The 16,681-nt window shown below is 39.5% G+C and carries 15 protein-coding genes; 10 read left to right on the top strand and 5 right to left on the bottom strand.

What is annotated here, in order from left to right; translation table 11 throughout:
* Positions 1-30: 30 nt before the first annotated feature.
* The 7 genes from OZX68_05685 (at position 31) to eno (ending at position 7,274) form a co-directional block, all read left to right on the top strand.
* Entirely contained in the window at positions 31-492 is a 462-nt protein-coding gene (locus OZX68_05685) for a DUF5590 domain-containing protein (GenBank protein ID WEV60415.1), read from the top strand.
* Positions 489-1,676: a pyridoxal phosphate-dependent aminotransferase gene (locus OZX68_05680; GenBank protein ID WEV60414.1), complete on the top strand. Its 1,188-nt coding sequence runs from the start codon at positions 489-491 to the stop codon at positions 1,674-1,676. Before OZX68_05685 ends, OZX68_05680 begins: the two co-directional genes overlap by 4 nt.
* Positions 1,677-1,688: 12 nt before the next feature.
* The gene (gene asnS, locus OZX68_05675; GenBank protein WEV60413.1) at positions 1,689-3,032 is read left to right on the top strand and encodes an asparagine--tRNA ligase; all 1,344 of its coding nucleotides are present in this window, start codon (positions 1,689-1,691) and stop codon (positions 3,030-3,032) included.
* 210 nt (positions 3,033-3,242) lie between these two features.
* Positions 3,243-4,706 (top strand): LysM domain-containing protein, encoded by a 1,464-nt coding sequence (locus OZX68_05670; GenBank protein WEV60412.1) that lies wholly within the window; start codon positions 3,243-3,245, stop codon positions 4,704-4,706.
* A 125-nt stretch (positions 4,707-4,831) separates the two neighbouring features.
* A complete protein-coding gene (locus OZX68_05665) occupies positions 4,832-5,209 on the top strand; it encodes a RidA family protein (GenBank protein ID WEV60411.1) in 378 nt (125 codons plus the stop codon).
* 85 nt (positions 5,210-5,294) lie between these two features.
* Positions 5,295-5,843, top strand: a complete 549-nt coding sequence (gene raiA / locus OZX68_05660; GenBank protein WEV61385.1) for a ribosome-associated translation inhibitor RaiA — start codon at positions 5,295-5,297, stop codon at positions 5,841-5,843.
* A 129-nt stretch (positions 5,844-5,972) separates the two neighbouring features.
* The gene (gene eno, locus OZX68_05655; protein WEV60410.1) at positions 5,973-7,274 is read left to right on the top strand and encodes a phosphopyruvate hydratase; all 1,302 of its coding nucleotides are present in this window, start codon (positions 5,973-5,975) and stop codon (positions 7,272-7,274) included.
* Positions 7,275-7,361: 87 nt separating this feature from the next.
* Here eno and OZX68_05650 read toward each other — a convergent pair whose 3' ends face one another.
* Genes OZX68_05650 through OZX68_05630 form a run of 5 tightly spaced genes read right to left on the bottom strand, consistent with a single transcriptional unit; the run spans position 7,362 to position 11,928 of the window.
* Complete coding sequence (locus tag OZX68_05650) at positions 7,362-8,156, bottom strand: ABC transporter ATP-binding protein (GenBank protein ID WEV60409.1); 795 nt, start codon at positions 8,154-8,156, stop codon at positions 7,362-7,364.
* 5 nt (positions 8,157-8,161) lie between these two features.
* A complete protein-coding gene (locus tag OZX68_05645) occupies positions 8,162-8,950 on the bottom strand; it encodes an alpha/beta hydrolase-fold protein (GenBank protein ID WEV60408.1) in 789 nt (262 codons plus the stop codon).
* Between the two features lie 10 nt (positions 8,951-8,960).
* Positions 8,961-9,971: an iron ABC transporter permease gene (locus tag OZX68_05640; protein ID WEV60407.1), complete on the bottom strand. Its 1,011-nt coding sequence runs from the start codon at positions 9,969-9,971 to the stop codon at positions 8,961-8,963.
* A gap of 2 nt (positions 9,972-9,973) precedes the next feature.
* Positions 9,974-10,954 carry an iron ABC transporter permease gene (locus tag OZX68_05635; GenBank protein WEV60406.1) on the bottom strand — a complete coding sequence of 327 codons (981 nt, stop codon included), beginning with the start codon at positions 10,952-10,954 and terminating at the stop codon, positions 9,974-9,976.
* An 11-nt stretch (positions 10,955-10,965) separates the two neighbouring features.
* On the bottom strand, positions 10,966-11,928 hold the full coding sequence (locus tag OZX68_05630) for an iron-siderophore ABC transporter substrate-binding protein (protein ID WEV60405.1): 963 nt from the start codon (positions 11,926-11,928) through the stop codon (positions 10,966-10,968).
* A gap of 309 nt (positions 11,929-12,237) precedes the next feature.
* Between OZX68_05630 and OZX68_05625 the strand changes: the two genes are divergently transcribed.
* The 3 genes from OZX68_05625 (at position 12,238) to OZX68_05615 (ending at position 16,576) form a co-directional block, all read left to right on the top strand.
* Positions 12,238-14,550: a hypothetical protein gene (locus OZX68_05625; GenBank protein ID WEV60404.1), complete on the top strand. Its 2,313-nt coding sequence runs from the start codon at positions 12,238-12,240 to the stop codon at positions 14,548-14,550.
* Positions 14,551-14,754: 204 nt separating this feature from the next.
* Positions 14,755-15,450 carry a hypothetical protein gene (locus OZX68_05620; protein WEV60403.1) on the top strand — a complete coding sequence of 232 codons (696 nt, stop codon included), beginning with the start codon at positions 14,755-14,757 and terminating at the stop codon, positions 15,448-15,450.
* Positions 15,451-15,538: 88 nt separating this feature from the next.
* Entirely contained in the window at positions 15,539-16,576 is a 1,038-nt protein-coding gene (locus tag OZX68_05615) for a DUF916 and DUF3324 domain-containing protein (GenBank protein WEV60402.1), read from the top strand.
* The last annotated feature ends 105 nt before the right edge of the window (positions 16,577-16,681 follow it).

Raw genomic sequence — 16,681 nt, 5'->3', positions numbered from 1 at the left:
AAAATAATAGATTAATTTCAGGTAAATTTTATGAAAAAAAGTAATGAGTCCTTGGGTAGTCAAATAACAATCGGCATCCTCTCCCTGCTAGCTGTTTTAATGCTAGCTATAATCATCTTTACTAAAACATCAATGAGTCCTTATAGTCAGGCTAGAAGAGAAGCTATTAGCCTTGCTAGGGCCAATTCCTCAATGAAGGAAGCTAAGGTTTTTGACATAGTTAATACGGACCAAACGGTTTATTCGGTTCGGGGGAAGACAGAGTCAAATGAAGATGTGGCTGTTTTGATAACAGCTGGCTCTAAAGATAAGGATCCTTTAGATATACGGACAATTAAGCTTGCGGAAGGTTTTGACCCAGATAAGCTTCCTGATGCTTCAAAGGCCAAATATATTAGATTGGGCCTTTATCAGGATAAGGAAGTTTGGGAGCTTAGGGATTCACTTAACAACTATAGGTTGTATGATTTTAAAACGGGAGAAGAAGTATGATATTGTCAAAATTTGTAAGTGAGATTGAAGAGAGCGTGACTTTAGCTTCTGCTGCCAAGGCTCGGAAGCTAAAGGAGGAGGGTCAGGATATCTTAACTCTGACAGTTGGTCAGCCAGACTTCACTACTCCTGAAAATATTGACAAAAAGGCTAAGGAGGCTATTGATAATGGCCTAGCTAGCTTCTATACTCCAGCTGGTGGTACAAAGGAGTTAAAATCAGCTATTGCCTCATACTTTAAAAACTATTATGGCTATGAACCTCAAAATACTGAGATTGTAGCAACCTCAGGAGCTAAATTTGCTATCTATGCCTTCTTTATGAGTGTCTTAAATCAAGGGGATCAGGTAATTATTCCAACCCCTTATTGGGTAAGTTATGCTGATCAGGTCAAGATGGCAGGAGGAGTGCCAGTTTTTGTTGAAGGACATCAAGATAATGACTTTAAGGTTAGCCTGGAGCAGGTAGTCGCTGCAAAAACTGATAGAACCAAGGTATTATTACTTAATTCTCCGTCCAATCCGACAGGAATGATTTATTCAAGGGATGAGTTAGAAGCCTTGGGAAATTGGGCCGTTGATAACAACATCCTTATCTTGTCTGATGATATTTACCACCGCCTGGTTTATAATGGCCATCAAGCAACTATGATTTCAAGTATTTCAGAACGGATTCGCAAGCAAACCCTTGTCATTAACGGAGTAAGTAAGACCTATTCGATGACTGGTTGGCGGTTGGGGTTCGCAGTTGGTGACCCCCAGATAATTGCTGCCATGGCAAAGATTGCCAGTCAAACAACCTCAAATCCTGTGGCTGTTTCTCAGTATGCTGCCATTGAAGCACTCACTGGTAGTCAAGAGGCTGTTGAGGAAATGCGTTTAGAGTTTGAAAAACGCCTTAATAAGGTTTACCCACTTTTGGCAGAAGTACCTGGCTTTAAGCTTGTAAAACCTGATGGAGCCTTCTATCTTTTTCCAAATGTTCGAGAGGCCATGAATTTAACTGGCTTTAGTGATGTTACGGAATTTACCGATGCCATTCTCAAGGAGGAAGGTGTAGCCCTAGTAACTGGAGCAGGTTTTGGGGCACCAGATAATCTAAGGTTAAGCTATGCAACCGATATGGATACCCTCCTTGCGGCTGTTGAAAGAATTAAAAGATTTATAAAAAATAATACAAAATAAGAAAGGTAGAAAATGAAAGACTTAATTTCTATTATTGACGTACCCGAGCATGTTGGGGAGACAGTTAAAATTGCAGCCTGGGTTGCAAACAAGTCAGGTAAGGGGAAAATTGCCTTCCTGCAACTCCGTGACGGATCAGCCCGTTTCCAAGCTGTAGCCTTCAAACCTAATTTTATTGAGAAATACGGGGAAGAAGCTGGACTTGAGAAATTTGATATTATTAAACGCCTTACTCAAGAAACTTCAGTTATCGTAACAGGTCTTGTAAAAGAAGACGAGCGTTCTAAGTTTGGTTATGAGCTTGACCTTACTGACATTGAAGTTGTTGGTGAATCAAGCGACTACCCAATCACACCAAAAGAGCATGGAACTGACTTTTTGATGGACAACCGCCACCTATGGCTTCGTTCATCTAAGCAGCACGCTATCATGCAGGTTCGTAACGCCCTAACCTATGGAACTTACGACTTCTTCCAAAAGAATGGTTTCATTAAATTTGATTCACCAATCCTTTCAGGAAATGCGGCTGAAAATACAACTGACCTCTTTGAAACAGACTACTTCGGTCAACCAGCCTATCTCTCGCAATCAGGGCAACTTTACCTTGAGGCAGGAGCTATGGCCTTTGGTCGCGTATTCGACTTCGGTCCTGTTTTCCGTGCGGAAAAATCAAAAACTCGCCGTCACCTGACTGAGTTCTGGATGATGGATGCTGAGTATACTAACATGACCCACGATGAGTCTTTAGACCTTCAAGAAGCTTATATCAAGCATTTAATTCAGTATGTTCTTGATACGGCAGATTATGCCCTTCAAACACTTGAGCGTGATACTGATCTCCTTAAGAAATATGTGGCTGAGCCTTTCAAACGTATCTCTTACGATGAAGCCATTGACCTGCTGCAAGCCAACGAAGGAAAAGAAGGGGCTGACTACGAGCACCTTAACCACGGTGACGACTTTGGATCACCTCATGAAACTTGGATTTCAAATTACTACGGTCTTCCAACCTTCATCATGAACTACCCAACAAGTTTCAAGGCCTTCTACATGAAAGAAGTACCAGGAAACCCTGACCGTGTTCTTTGTGCAGACCTTCTGGCTCCAGAAGGGTACGGGGAAATCGTGGGTGGATCTGAGCGTGAAACAGACTACGACAAGCTTACCCAAAAAATCATCGACTTCGGTCTTGATCCAAAAGACTACGACTGGTACCTTGACCTCCGTAAATACGGTTCAGTGCCCCACGCAGGATTTGGTCTAGGACTTGAGCGTATGGTAACATTTGTTGCTGGAACTGCCCACATCCGTGAGGCTATTCCATTCCCACGTATGCTTCACCGTATTAAACCATAAGTAAAGAGCCCCTTATAGGGGTTTTTTTGTGGAGTAATTCTTAAAAACTCCCCTTAATTATCACGAATATTTCTGTAAACATCACAAGTGAAAACATTATGAAATTTTCATGAAATTTGATAATGTTTAGGTATTATATTAATTTATAGGATTTACTTTAATATAATCTGTTGGAAATTCTCAACCATTGTCAAAAGTTAGGAGTGTATTATGGTAGACGAAGAAAAAGATTTTAAAAGGTTTAAAAATGTAGCATGGAAGGCAGCAGCAACAGGTCTTTTACTGGCATCATTTACTCTGGCAACTGAGGTTAAGGCTAATGAATATGACGGTATCTGGGAGGCACGGACAGTTGATCAGATTCAAAATGACCTCCACAGGGAGCTTTCAAATGGAGGAACTGTTTATTTGATTGTTTGGGGAGATACCCTAGGAACAATCTCTCAAGCGACTAATATTACGGTTGAAAAGCTAGCTTCAATTAATAACATTAAAAATGTTAATTTAATTTATGCTGGTAATACCCTTGTATTCTGCGGGGAATCCGTACAGATTTATGGTGAAAACAAGGAAAAACTAGCAGATGTACCTGTGGCTAAAACAGATAGAATTAATCCACAGGCACCAATTGGAGGAAGTCCCAAGGCTGGAAACGGTGGAAATAGTAATTCTACAGCCTCTACAAGTGAATCAGCCAATAAGACAAGTAAGGTTGATGTTCCAGCCAGCTCAGCCTCTAAAAACCCCTCTGCAAGTGATAACTCATCGTCAGGCTCAAGTTCAGATAAGTCAGGTGAGTCATCTACCGGTGATAACTCAACATCAGGTACAAGCTCAGATAAGTCCGGCGGGTCATCTACCGGTGGTAACTCATCGTCAGGTACAAGTTCAGACAAGTCAAATGACTCATCTGATAACGGCTCAAAACCGACTGACCAAGGATTAAATTCTGATGGGCGTTGGACGGTCTGGTACAAGGGGTATGACAATTCAAGCTATGATTTGGCTTCTGGGGTTCATCGTTTTACCAGTGCAGATGCTGCCCTAGCTTGGATTAAAAATTACCATGCCGACATCCAAAAAAATCATTCAGTTGATGGAGCATATGGAACAATCGATCTAGGTTCTGGTACTGATAATTCAACTACAAATCCATCAAGTAATGATGGGTCTTCGACATCAGGATCAGGAGATAAGGACTCATCAGGTACAGGGTCATCAGCTGGAGATAATTCTTCTACACCTAGTCAACCTGATACGCCAACCCCTTCAACAGCTAGAAGGTGGACTGTTTGGTGGTGGGTTAAATGGAATGGAAGTAACGGAAGTCAAGTCGGAAATGCCATTGTTCCAGGAAGCCACGTTTTTGCAAGCTTTGAGGAAGCTCAAAATTGGCTTAATGCCAATGGAAATCTAGCTGGAACACCAGGTGTTGGAGCAACTGCTCAGTGGCCTTCAGAAGCTGATGGAGAAAGTAGCCAAACCCTTTATGCACCTTTCTATGTTGGTAACGAAGATCACTCACAGGATGTATATCCAGGTGGAAACACAGCTCATTATTTCAACAGTCGCGATGATGCCCAAAACTATATCAACAATACCATTTGGCCTTCATTGAAAAACCCAGACGGACAAGCAGGAATACTTGTTTGGAAGGGTGGAGTAATCTATTAAATAAGGCAAAATGATTATAAGTTCCTAAAGAAAAATCAATATTTATAGTAATGACCAAAAAGGTTCCCGCTTGAAAAAGCGGGGCTTTTTTTTTAGAATAAACCAACAAGAAAGAGGAGGACCATATGAAAACTATTAAAACAGACCAAGCTCCGCAAGCTATTGGGCCCTATGTTCAGGGAAAGATTGCTGGAAATTTATTATTTGCTTCAGGCCAGATTGCTCTAGATCCTAAAAGTGGTCAAATAGTAGGAGAAGACATCAAGGAGCAGACAGCACAAGTTTTGAAAAATATTGAAGCCATTTTATTAGAAGCAGCTAGTGATTTCAATCATGTAGTAAAAACAACCTGCTTTTTAAAGAATATGGATGACTTCACCGCCTTCAATGAAATCTATAAAACAGCCTTTAAAGAAAGTCTTCCAGCTCGTAGTGCTGTTGAGGTTTCAAGACTTCCAAAGGATGTACTGGTTGAGATTGAAGTTATTGCTTATTTGAAATAATTTCAATTTGCTATAGCTATGTTTTGAAAAGGGTTTAAATAAGAGGTATAATTGATTTATCAAAAGAAAAGAGGTACTCATTATGATTAGCTTTAACATTCGTGGTGAAAACAGTGAAGTAACAACAGCTCTTCGTGAATATGTAGAAAATAAAATTGGTAAGATTGAAAAATACTTTAAGGACAGCGAAGATTTTACAGCTCATGTTAACCTTAAGGTCTACTCAAATAAAAATGCCAAGGTTGAGGTTACTATTCCCATGAAGCATCTCACTCTAAGAGCAGAAGATACCTCTCAAGATATGTATGGCTCAATTGATTTGGTTGTTGATAAACTAGAGCGTCAGATTAGGAAATATAAGACAAAAACTAACCGTCGAAAAAATGTCAAAGGTCTCAAGGATTTACCACTTGAAGATTTTTCAGACTTTACTATTTCTGAGGAAGAAGAAGCTCCAACTAAGATTGTTCGTACCAAAGAAGTTGGACTAAAACCGATGGATGCTGAGGAAGCTGTCCTACAAATGGAAATGCTTGGGCATGATTTCTACTTGTTTACAGATGCAGATACAGATTCAGCAAGTATTGTTTACCGTCGTGAAGATGGAGATTATGGCTTAATTGAGTCTAAATAAAGCTCAATTTGTATACGTTTTCATTTTAGATTATAAGTAATAGTTCTTGAAAATAATCGATAATTGGGTTATGATTATACTATTCACAAACAGTGCTTCGGCACTTTAAAAATAAAGGAGAATTCTCAAATGTCATTAATTACTGATGTTTACGCACGCGAAGTCTTAGACTCACGCGGTAACCCAACTCTTGAAGTTGAAATTTACACTGAATCAGGTGCTTTCGGTCGTGGTATGGTTCCTTCAGGAGCTTCTACTGGTGAACACGAAGCAGTTGAACTTCGTGATGGAGATAAATCTCGCTACAACGGTCTTGGAACTCAAAAAGCTGTTGACAACGTAAACAATGTTATTGCTGATGCTATCATCGGAATGGACGTTCGTGACCAACTTGGAATCGACCGTGCTATGATCGCTCTTGATGGTACTCCAAACAAAGGTAAACTAGGAGCTAACGCTATTCTTGGTGTTTCTATCGCTGCTGCTCGTGCTGCTGCTGACTACCTAGAAGTTCCTCTTTACAACTACCTTGGCGGATTCAACGCTAAAGTTCTTCCAACTCCAATGATGAACATCATCAACGGTGGATCTCACTCTGATGCTCCAATCGCATTCCAAGAGTTCATGATCATCCCTGCTGGAGCTCCAACTTTCAAAGAAGCTCTACGTTACGGTGCTGAAATCTTCCATGCTCTTAAGAAAATCCTTAAAGACCGTGGTCTTGAAACAGCTGTTGGTGACGAAGGTGGATTCGCTCCTAAGTTTGAAGGAACTGAAGACGGTGTTGAAACTATCCTTAAAGCTATCGAAGCTGCTGGTTATGTACCAGGTAAAGACGTATTCATCGGATTTGACTGTGCATCATCAGAATTCTACGAAAATGGAGTTTATGACTACTCTAAATTCGAAGGTGAAGGTGGAGCTAAACGTACTGCTGCTGAGCAAGTTGACTACCTTGAAGAACTTGTTAACAAATACCCAATCATCACTATCGAAGATGGTATGGATGAAAACGACTGGGATGGATGGAAAGTTCTTACTGAACGTCTAGGCGAACGTGTACAACTTGTTGGTGACGACCTATTCGTTACAAACACTGACTACCTAGCTCGTGGTATCAAAGAAGACGTTGCGAACTCAATCCTTATCAAAGTTAACCAAATCGGTACTCTTACTGAAACTTTCGAAGCTATCGAAATGGCTAAAGAAGCTGGTTACACTGCAGTTGTATCTCACCGTTCAGGTGAAACAGAAGATTCAACAATCTCTGATATCGCTGTTGCAACTAACGCTGGACAAATCAAAACTGGTTCACTTAGCCGTACTGACCGTATTGCTAAATACAACCAACTTCTTCGTATCGAAGATCAACTTGGTGAAGCTGCTATCTACGGTGGACTTGCAAGCTTCTACAACCTTAAAAACAAATAATTTTTAAGGAAATACCTTGATTTAAGCCTATGCTTAAACTAAGGTCAGAAAAAATCCTCTCCCTTAAGGGAGGGGATTTTTTTAGTTTCAATCATAGATTTGCTCAAATCTTAAGCAGATTGGCCTTCCATCAACTGGATCTTGACCCAGATAGACCTTAACATTGAATAAATCCTTTAAAATATCCTCGGTCATTACTTGCCTAGGTTCACCTTCATATATAATTCTTCCATCTTTCATACCAATCAAATGGTCTCCGTACCGGGCAGCTAGATTTAAGTCATGAAGAACCATAATGACAGTTAAATTATTTTTCTCCTTTAAATTTTGGATTAAATTTAAAAGTTCAATTTGATGTCCCATATCAAGATAAGTGGTTGGTTCATCAAGGAGGATGAGAGGTGTTTTTTGGGCAAGGGCCATGGCAATAGAGACCCTTTGCTTTTGTCCTCCTGATAGAAAGTTGATATTTTCATGGGCAAGTTCGATAAGACCAGTATCAGATAAGACTTGATCAATTATCTCCTCATCTTGCGAGCTCCTTTTTTGAAAAATTCCCTGGTGAGGATAGCGTCCAACAGCTACAAGCTCCCTAACTGTAACTTCTTCAGGCTGGCTGCTTTCCTGGGATAAAAAGGCTAGAACTCTAGCTATTTCCTTGGTAGGCATGGATTTTAAATTTTTATCATTGAGGTAAATAGCTCCCTGGTCATGCTCTATAATCCGTCCTAGTCCCTTTAAAAGTGTTGATTTGCCACAACCATTTTGGCCAATGATGACAGTTATCTTATTTTTAAAAAAATTCACATTGAGGGAGCTGATGATTTTCTTTTTTTGGTAGCTCAAATCAATATTTTGAGCTCGTAAAATATCGTCTTTCAAGTGCCTTAACTCCTCTTTTCAATTTTAATGGGTGTATTTGAAAGCCATCTTAAGCAGCGGCTCATGACTGTAAAAACAACTGACATATGATTTTCATCAGGAGCTTGATAATAGTCACAAGAGTTGACAACAGTTGAATTTTTAAAAGAATCAAATGCCCGCTGAGCCAAGGTTACCATCTCGCCTTCCAGGCCACCTACAGTGATGATTACTCTCTTCTTTTGGTGGTTGGAACTTTTGTGTTCATATTCTTTTAGCCGTTCATAGTAGGCTTCCCTATCCCACCATAGAGAAGGACTAAGTGCCAAAAAGGTGTTGATGAAGGCTAGGTCAGGTCTTAAAAGGGCTTCAAGGACACAAAGTCCGCCCAAGGAATGACCAAAGAGGCCAATTTTTTCTTGATTGAGAATAAAATCCCTTGCCAGCTCCCTTGTCAATTCTTTGTGGATTGTTTTAAGGCTCTTAAAGAAGGTATCTATTTCGCCACCTTGAGGCATATCAAATCTTTTGTCTTTTGGATTCATTGGGTGTATCCTGGGGGGAGTGAAATCCTTGAATCTTTCTTCCTTGTTAAAGGGGCTAGCTGCATGGTAGGAGATACCAACAACAATCATGGTAACAACCCCTGTTTTTTGTGCGTTCCGTGCCTGTAGTTTTACAGCTTGAGCTAGACTTGCAGCAAAGGCATCCCCGTCTAAAACATAAAGGAGGGGGATGGCTTCTTTTGAGTCATGATCTTCTGGTAGATAGATATCAAGGTAGTACTTACCTACTTTTTTATAGCTTACTTTCAAATTTTCTCCTTTATTTTTGTCTGTTTTTTTGGATGAACGTGATAAGGATATAGGGAATTCCAAGAAGGCCCATCATGGCATTTAGGGGTAACTCATTGGGGGTAAAGGCTGTTTTGGCGAAGGTGTCGCAGATAACAAGTAGGCTCCCACCATTGATGGTGATTCCTACAAGTAAAAGTTTTGAATGACCCTTAAAAAATTTAGCAGTCAGGTGGGGGACAAGTAATCCCACAAAGGCTACATTTCCTGCGATGAGAACACTTGAGCAGACCAAGGCCGCTGCGAGGAGGACAAAGAAGATTCTCCAGTAGCCCATCTTAAAGCCAATATTTTTAAGCTGTAAATCAGAATATCTAAGAAGTCTTAGTTGTCCCTCAAAAGTTAGCAGAAGAGGAATGAGAATAATGACAAGGGGGGCCACTTGCCTAATGAGGGGCCAATTTCCTTGACTGATAGACCCTTCCAACCAATTATTTATCCTTGTGTAGTCATCGCTGTTAATTTTTAGGGAAAAGTATGCGGTTAGGGCAGAAAATCCAGTATTGAGGGCAATGCCGTTTAGAATAAATCTTGGCATGCTTATTCCTCCAAAGCTAAAGGAGAGAAGGAAGTTTAAAAGAAGTGCCAGAAGAGCTCCAGCCAAACCGAATAAAATTAGAGACAGGGACTGGATTTGTTTGATATTTGTCAGGTAGCTTCCAATTAAAAAATAATAGAAAACACTTCCAAATGATGCTCCAGAGCTCACGCCCAGAAGTCCAGAATCTGCTATGGGATTTCGGGTAATTGTCTGTAAGATATATCCAGCAAGGGCAAGACTTGCTCCTGCCAGGGCTCCCAGTATAAATCTTGGAATCCTAAACTGCCAAAGGATGAGTCCAGCCTGATTATCTGCTCCTGGATGAAGTAAAAGTTCAACTAATTTTGCAGTACTAATGGGGTAGGTACCCGAGAGAAGAGAGTAGCAAGCGGCAAAAAAGAAGATGAGGATGACGATAAATATAGGGAAATTGTTTTTCATTGCTAGCTAGTCCTCCTTCGAATTAAGTATAAAAAGACAGGAACTCCAATCAAGGCCAAAACTAGGCCAATTGGAGTTTCAAAGGGGTAGTTGATATATCTTGACAGGTAGTCGCAGGTTAGAAGGAAAATTCCTCCTGTAGCAGGAACGAATAGTACAGTTTGACTATATTTTCTTCCAAATAGAAGTTTGACCATATGAGGAATAATAAGCCCCACAAAGGCAATTCGACCAACAATAGCAATACTTACCCCAGTCAAAATAACGACAAGTAAGGAGAAGAATTTGTCCCAAAATTTCCTATTCATTCCCAGGCTAGTGGTTACCTGTGGTCCGTAGGCGTAGATATCTATCTGCCTTCTAAAGGCAATAGTTAAAAGCAAGGCTAGAAGAAGGACTGGTAAAAAGTAGATGACATCAAAAAATGACACCCGGTAAAGTCTACTTGTATACCAGGAACTGACTGATTGGGCAAGGTGAAAATAGGCAACAAGAAAGCTTGTCAGACTACTTAAGAGCATGCTTGTAGCGATTCCAATTAGGGGTAGATTGAGCCTTGATTTTCCCCAAAATAAAGCCTTGTATAGGTAGGAGATAAAAAAGTAGCTCATAAAGGATCCCAAAATTGAAAAAATAATTCGCATTAAGATTGCCTGCTGGGGAAAGAAAATCATGCCGATAACAATGGCTAGGGCTGAACCATCACTTACTCCCATGAGACTTGGATCAGCCAAATCATTTTGATACTGAACCTGCATGATAAAGCCAGCAAGAGCTAGACTTGCTCCAACCAAAAAGGCCACAAGTAATCTTGCAATCCTTGCAAGGATGATTAGCTGATTTTGGTTTTGAGGGTTATAGGCAAAAATCATACCCTGTAAAGTTTCCAGGGTATGATCCATTTCAAAGCTTAGGGAAAGGAAGCTTAGACCTAGAAATAAAGCTAGTATCAGTAGACTTCCCAGCACATATTTGGCTTTCATCTCAAGCTGTCCTATCCAATTTTATTTTCATTAAGGGCCTTAAGCATAACTTCCTTACTTAGGTAGGTACCTCCTTGGTAGCCCCCGTCAACAATATTGTAAAATACCTGCTTGCTTGAAACGGCAGGGATACTATTCCAGATGGCATCTTCCTTTAAATCATTCAGAGCATTTGGGAAGCTCTTGTTTTCTGAAGGCATAAATTGGACCAGGATGATATCTGTATCAATTTTAGCCAGCTGCTCCTTAGAGATGGTTGTCTGTCCCTTAATGGCTGAAACTTCACTTGGAATTTGGAAGCCAAGGTCCTTGTAAAGCATTGGATTGTAGTAGAAATCTGGCCCGTAAATACATAGTTCACCTTCGCGAATGCGGACAATTAAGATTTTCTTATCTGCCAAATCACTCTTATCCTTTTTGAAACTTTCAAGGTCATTTTGGTAGTCTGTGATTAACTTTTTAGCCAGCTCATCCTTACCTGAAACTGTACCCATTAGGCTTAGGTTGTTGGTCCAATCGTCAGACTTGTGGGATACATTGATTGTTGGTGCAATCTTACTTAGATTATTTGTAACATCCTTATCAAATTTAGTTGATCCAAGGATTAGATCAGGTTGAAGGGCAGCTACAGCTTCAACATTTGGTCCAAATTTGTCACCAATATTAACCATCTTATCACCTAATTTTCCCTTAAGGTAGTCAGGCATCTCTCCTCCAACAGTAACTCCGCCAAGTGGTTCGACAGAAAGTGCAGCTGCATCCTCCATTGACTCAAAGCTTGCAGTTACAATCTTTGTTGTTGGAAACTTAAGGGTATAGTCCTGCCCCAGATAGGTGATTGTACCTTCCTTGGCCTGAATTTGACTTTGTGCGGAAGTGGCACTTTCTTCACTAGAGGAAGTAGCTTTATTTTGACTGCATCCAGCAAGAAGGATGGTAAGACCTAGGGCACTAAGAGTGAATAATTTTTTCATGGAATCTCCTAAATATATTTTTATTGGTAAATTTTTACTTTAAAAGCGTAATTTGACTATCTAAGTATATCCATTTGTTGTAAAAATGTAAATAGTTTTTTACATTTTATGAAAAAAGGAGGGGATTTGATTAATTCTTCCATGAAACAAAAATTTAGTTGAATTGCTAGGAAAGTTGAGCTCAAGAATGCTATAATAAGGTAAGGAGTCTGTGAAAATTTGCAAAAATATAGATAAATTTATTGATAAGCTTATTCAATTTACTTATTGATAAATAGATAAGATATGTTTTTATAGAAAGGAAAATGATTGAAAATAGATGGATTAAAAAAGAAATTATGGTTATTTACCCTCATCATTATAGCCTTTTCAAGTTTGCCTCTGACCTATGCTGATGAATCAGATGTGTCTTCACAAACTACTAGTAGCAATGTAGAATCTTCAAGCCCTAGTAACTCAAATTCTGACCAGTCAAATCAAGTGTCTGAGTCCCTTGCTTCAAGTGCTTCAGCTGATGAATCAAGTACAGCTAGTCAGGCAAGCCTTGAAGCGTCTTCATCGGAAGAATTTTCAAGCTCTGAACCAGCTGATACTACCAATAATGAGCAGGCGGCTAATCAAGTGTCAACCATGGATGATCCTCCAAGTAATGTGAGGTGGGTTGGAACCCTTCAAGCCCTTAAGGATGCGGTAGATGACGGTAGTGTCGACTATATATATTTAACTGATGATATAAGTCTTGGAAATGCTAGCCTTCCGGTAAATCACAATATTACCATAGATGGAAGTAATGGAGACGACGACAACTTTACCATTACCTATGGATGGTCGACTAGCCGTTTTGCTGGTATACACTTTAATAAAAGTGATATTACTATCCACTACAAAAATTTGAATTTTGGTAAAGAATCAGCATTGGGACGAAACGATCGGACAAATGCAGGAAATTATTTTGGTATAGCTCCACCCGGCTCTGCCTCCAATAATAATGAAACCCTAATTATCGAAAATGTTAATTATTACTCAGATTATGGAGCGCAGCCTTTTTATGTCAATGGGGCTTACGACCTGATACTTTTTAGGGGTAATAATGAGTTTTATATGCAGGGTAGTGACATAACTTCAGGTGAATTTGCTGAAGCAGCTAATTTGACTTTTGAGGAAGGGAGTTCAACGGTTATCCGAGACGATAATATGCTTACTGGTCTAACGGAATTTATCTGGGCCCATTATGCCCCTTTAAAATTTAAGGTTGAAGCTAACGCTTTAGTTGATATTACCACCCACCGTGATATTTTTTGGATCGATTATTCTGCAGGGAAGGGAGAAAACGAAATTGATATAGCTCCTGGTGGAAGTCTTAAGATTATTCAGTCAGATACGTTAGCATCAGGATCGTCTACTGCAAGGCTAGGAAGATTTATTACTCAAGACGATGTGAATTTTACAATCAATGTTGGTGATGGAGCTGAGTTTACCACTAAAACTAAGAATTCTTCGTCATTTAGGAATCTGACAATGAATCTTGCTGAAAATTCAGCCACTAACCTGCAATCTACAACAGGAACATTTTTTGGTAGTGGAACTGGGGTCTTTAACCTCAATAACGCTTCAAGGCTTATTTTTGCAGGAGGTCAAGCTGGCCCCATTCAAGGAAATGCCACCATTAATTTTTCACCTTTTGAATCAGAAACACATGGGTACGGGGCTTATGTAGACGGTAATAACAATCAAAGTCAGCTCTTACTTACGGAAACGGATAATTCCCACAGTCCTTGGGTGGTTTCAGGCGGAGCCTTTTCAAGGTCTGGAACAGATTTTACTAATGATGAGAAGACTAGTTTGGCTTCGACCAAAAGGCTTGCTATTGAACGGGATACAGCTGTTAGTCTATCTTGGTCGCCAACAGATCTTATAAAGGCTAAGGAAGAAAATTTAGCACCGGGGGATTTTGGAGACAAGTTTTACTACTCAGATCCTGATGGTGATGACCAGCTTATTTTTAAGATTTATGACGGTAATAACAATCAAATAAGTACGGACCTTGGTGAGGTGGTAAGTGCGGGTGATGACAGCTACCATGAGGTTGACTACTATATCTCTAGTGCTGATATGCCTGAAGGAACCAATAATTTTACCATTAAGGTTTTTAGGCGGGAGGATGATAATTCGGAGGCCTTAAAGGATACTCTAACTCTAACGGCAGTCGTTACCGCACCTAAATTAGAACTTACCTATGTGAGTGAAAATTTATCTTGGACCAATCGAACCTTATCACAAACCAAAGGTAGTCTTTCAAGAGATGCTGGAAATACTTTTGAAGTTAGGGTTACTGATACTAGACCGACCCCGCAAAATTGGGTTTTAACTGCCAATGTGACAGGAATTGCTCCTTTTTCTCTAGTCTGGAAAAAGGATAGTCAATCTACACCAGTGAGTCTAAGTGGTCGGGAGCTTTTAAGAACGAGTGATGTATCCAAAGATGAAAATGATACTTATACCAAGACTTGGGACGAAAGTACGGGCGTTCTTCTAAGGTCGACAAGCTATCTGCCCATTGGGGATTATAGCGGTCAATTGACCATCCAGTGGAGCCTTTACAATGTGGGTGCAAATTACTAATAAAAATTTAACAATAAAATAATATATTGGTATCAAAAAGTTTAAAAATATTGATAAATATATGTATTAATGATACTATTAAACAAAGGCTATGGCTTGACTATAGAGGATGGATTTGTGCTTTTACACATGAGAATGTCTGTGATTTTCGCCCCTGTATCCAACGTCTACGTAGATTAAACTATAAGCTAGGAGGAACACACGGTGAAGATTAATAAATTGATGGGCCTTATGGTAGCTAGCTCTATTTTACTTGGGTTTGGTGCCAATGTGGCCACTGCTGACACTACTGCCAATACGAATACTTTAGTTACTGTTATCGATGCAACTGGTCCTGACCCACTTGATCCAAGTGATTCTCCTCCGGGAAATCCTAATCAACCGGGGCAGCTTTACCTGCAACTTCAAACAGTTCCTGATACTTACGGTTTTCAAACTAGCTTGAATAGGAACGGGCTCTATACAATTAATGCTACAACCTATATCGATTCAGGAGACAGCGATCCAACCCCTGCTATCAAGGTCTTCAATGACCGGTCAAAGAGGAAGTGGAATGTTAAGGCACAGCTTCATGCTAATACCTTAACCACTGTTGATAATAAGATAATGACAAATGTTAGTTTTTCGATGACAACGGATAGTAGCCGCTCAGGTAATCCGACTTCAAAAACGATGGGAACGGGGACTGAGGTTATCGTAGCCCAAAATTCAACCCTTAAGGGTTTACCCACTCCTGCAGGAAGTGACATTACAGATAATATTGCGGTCAATACAGGTGTTATAGCAACTCCAGTCACTGCGGCAAGCGTAAGTTTTACCGATGGAGGGAAACTTCTTAAGGTTGACGATGTGATGACAGGTCAGATTGATTATCAGCTATATATAGTTGCGGCCTATTAGTATATAATATAGAAAGTTTAAGTTGTAATTACTAGTTAAGTAAGGAGAAGTTAAACTTCTCTTTGCTTTTTAGTTAGAAGGAGTAGAGATGAAAAAAAGAGTTTTAATGCTTGCAGTCTTTCTTTTTAGTTTGATTGCAGGTCCCCTAGGAGTTCTTGCTGAAGGGGAGAATAACGTTGGTTTTACAATCAACTCCGTTATTCCATCCAATCAGATTGACAAAGAACAATCGTATTTTGACCTTAGAATGACACCTGGACAAGAACAAGAAATTATTGTCCAAGTTATTAACACTTCAAATGAAGACAGTAAGTTTAAGGTTAACGTCAACCAAGCTTATACTAATAAGTCAGGCTTTATTGATTACTCTGAGACAGACGTCAAACCTGATTCAAGCTTAAAGTATAAGATTTCTGACATTGCAAATTATGAGCATGAAATAACTGTTCAGGCCAATACAAGCATGAATTTACCCATCACCCTTAAGATGCCTGCTGAGCAGTACGATGGAACTATTTTAGCTGGGATTCAGGTTGTTAAGGAAAAATCAGAAGAAGAAGCTAAAAAACAAGGAATCAGTAACCAATATGGTTATATTTTAGGACTACAGTTAACTGAAACTGATACAGAGTTACCTAGACAACTTAATCTCCTTAATGTTAGGGCCGACTCTGCCTTTAATAGGACAAGTGTTGTAGCTGAGCTTCAAAATCCAGTCATGACTCCAATGGGTCACCTTAAGTATACTGCCAAGGTTACCAATAAGAAGGACGGGGCAGTTGAAAAAGAAGTTTCATATGATAATGATATGCAAATGGCTCCAAACTCAACTTATGATTTTGCCATTGACTGGGATAATAAACCTCTAGTTGCAGGTGATTATAACCTAGATATGGTTGTATCAGATGACAAGGGTAATGAATGGAAATTCAACAAAGATTTCACTATTACCAAAAAAGAAGCTAAAAAAATCAATGATAAGGTAATTATTACTAATACTGGACAAAATCCATACCTTAAATACTTCTTGATTCTTCTTGGTCTGCTTATCGTCCTAAGCATTATTCTCTTTATTATCAAGAAGAGAGACAAGGATAAAGACGAAAACGAAGACGATGCGGCCTAAAAATAGGTATTAAATAATTCAAAATGGTATAATAGACTTGTTCTTATTAAACCATTTTGGATATTTTTTTAGTAAAATAATGGTAATTGAGCCTTTTAGAGGAGG

The sequence above is a fragment of the Streptococcaceae bacterium ESL0729 genome (assembly GCA_029391995.1).
Taxonomy (GTDB): Bacteria; Bacillota; Bacilli; order Lactobacillales; family Streptococcaceae; genus Floricoccus.
Note: the sequence above shows the minus strand (reverse complement) of the source record. Positions and strands in the feature narration are given on the sequence as shown.

Bases quoted from the DNA above. Each gene is read 5' to 3' on its own strand.
- OZX68_05685 (WEV60415.1), top strand. From the start codon at position 31: ATGAAAAAAAGTAATGAGTCCTTGGGTAGTCAAATAACAATCGGCATC.
- OZX68_05680 (WEV60414.1), top strand. From the start codon at position 489: ATGATATTGTCAAAATTTGTAAGTGAGATTGAAGAGAGCGTGACTTTA.
- asnS (WEV60413.1), top strand. From the start codon at position 1,689: ATGAAAGACTTAATTTCTATTATTGACGTACCCGAGCATGTTGGGGAG.
- OZX68_05670 (WEV60412.1), top strand. From the start codon at position 3,243: ATGGTAGACGAAGAAAAAGATTTTAAAAGGTTTAAAAATGTAGCATGG.
- OZX68_05665 (WEV60411.1), top strand. From the start codon at position 4,832: ATGAAAACTATTAAAACAGACCAAGCTCCGCAAGCTATTGGGCCCTAT.
- eno (WEV60410.1), top strand. From the start codon at position 5,973: ATGTCATTAATTACTGATGTTTACGCACGCGAAGTCTTAGACTCACGC.
- OZX68_05640 (WEV60407.1), bottom strand. From the start codon at position 9,971: ATGAAAAACAATTTCCCTATATTTATCGTCATCCTCATCTTCTTTTTT.
- OZX68_05635 (WEV60406.1), bottom strand. From the start codon at position 10,954: ATGAAAGCCAAATATGTGCTGGGAAGTCTACTGATACTAGCTTTATTT.
- OZX68_05630 (WEV60405.1), bottom strand. From the start codon at position 11,928: ATGAAAAAATTATTCACTCTTAGTGCCCTAGGTCTTACCATCCTTCTT.
- OZX68_05615 (WEV60402.1), top strand. From the start codon at position 15,539: ATGAAAAAAAGAGTTTTAATGCTTGCAGTCTTTCTTTTTAGTTTGATT.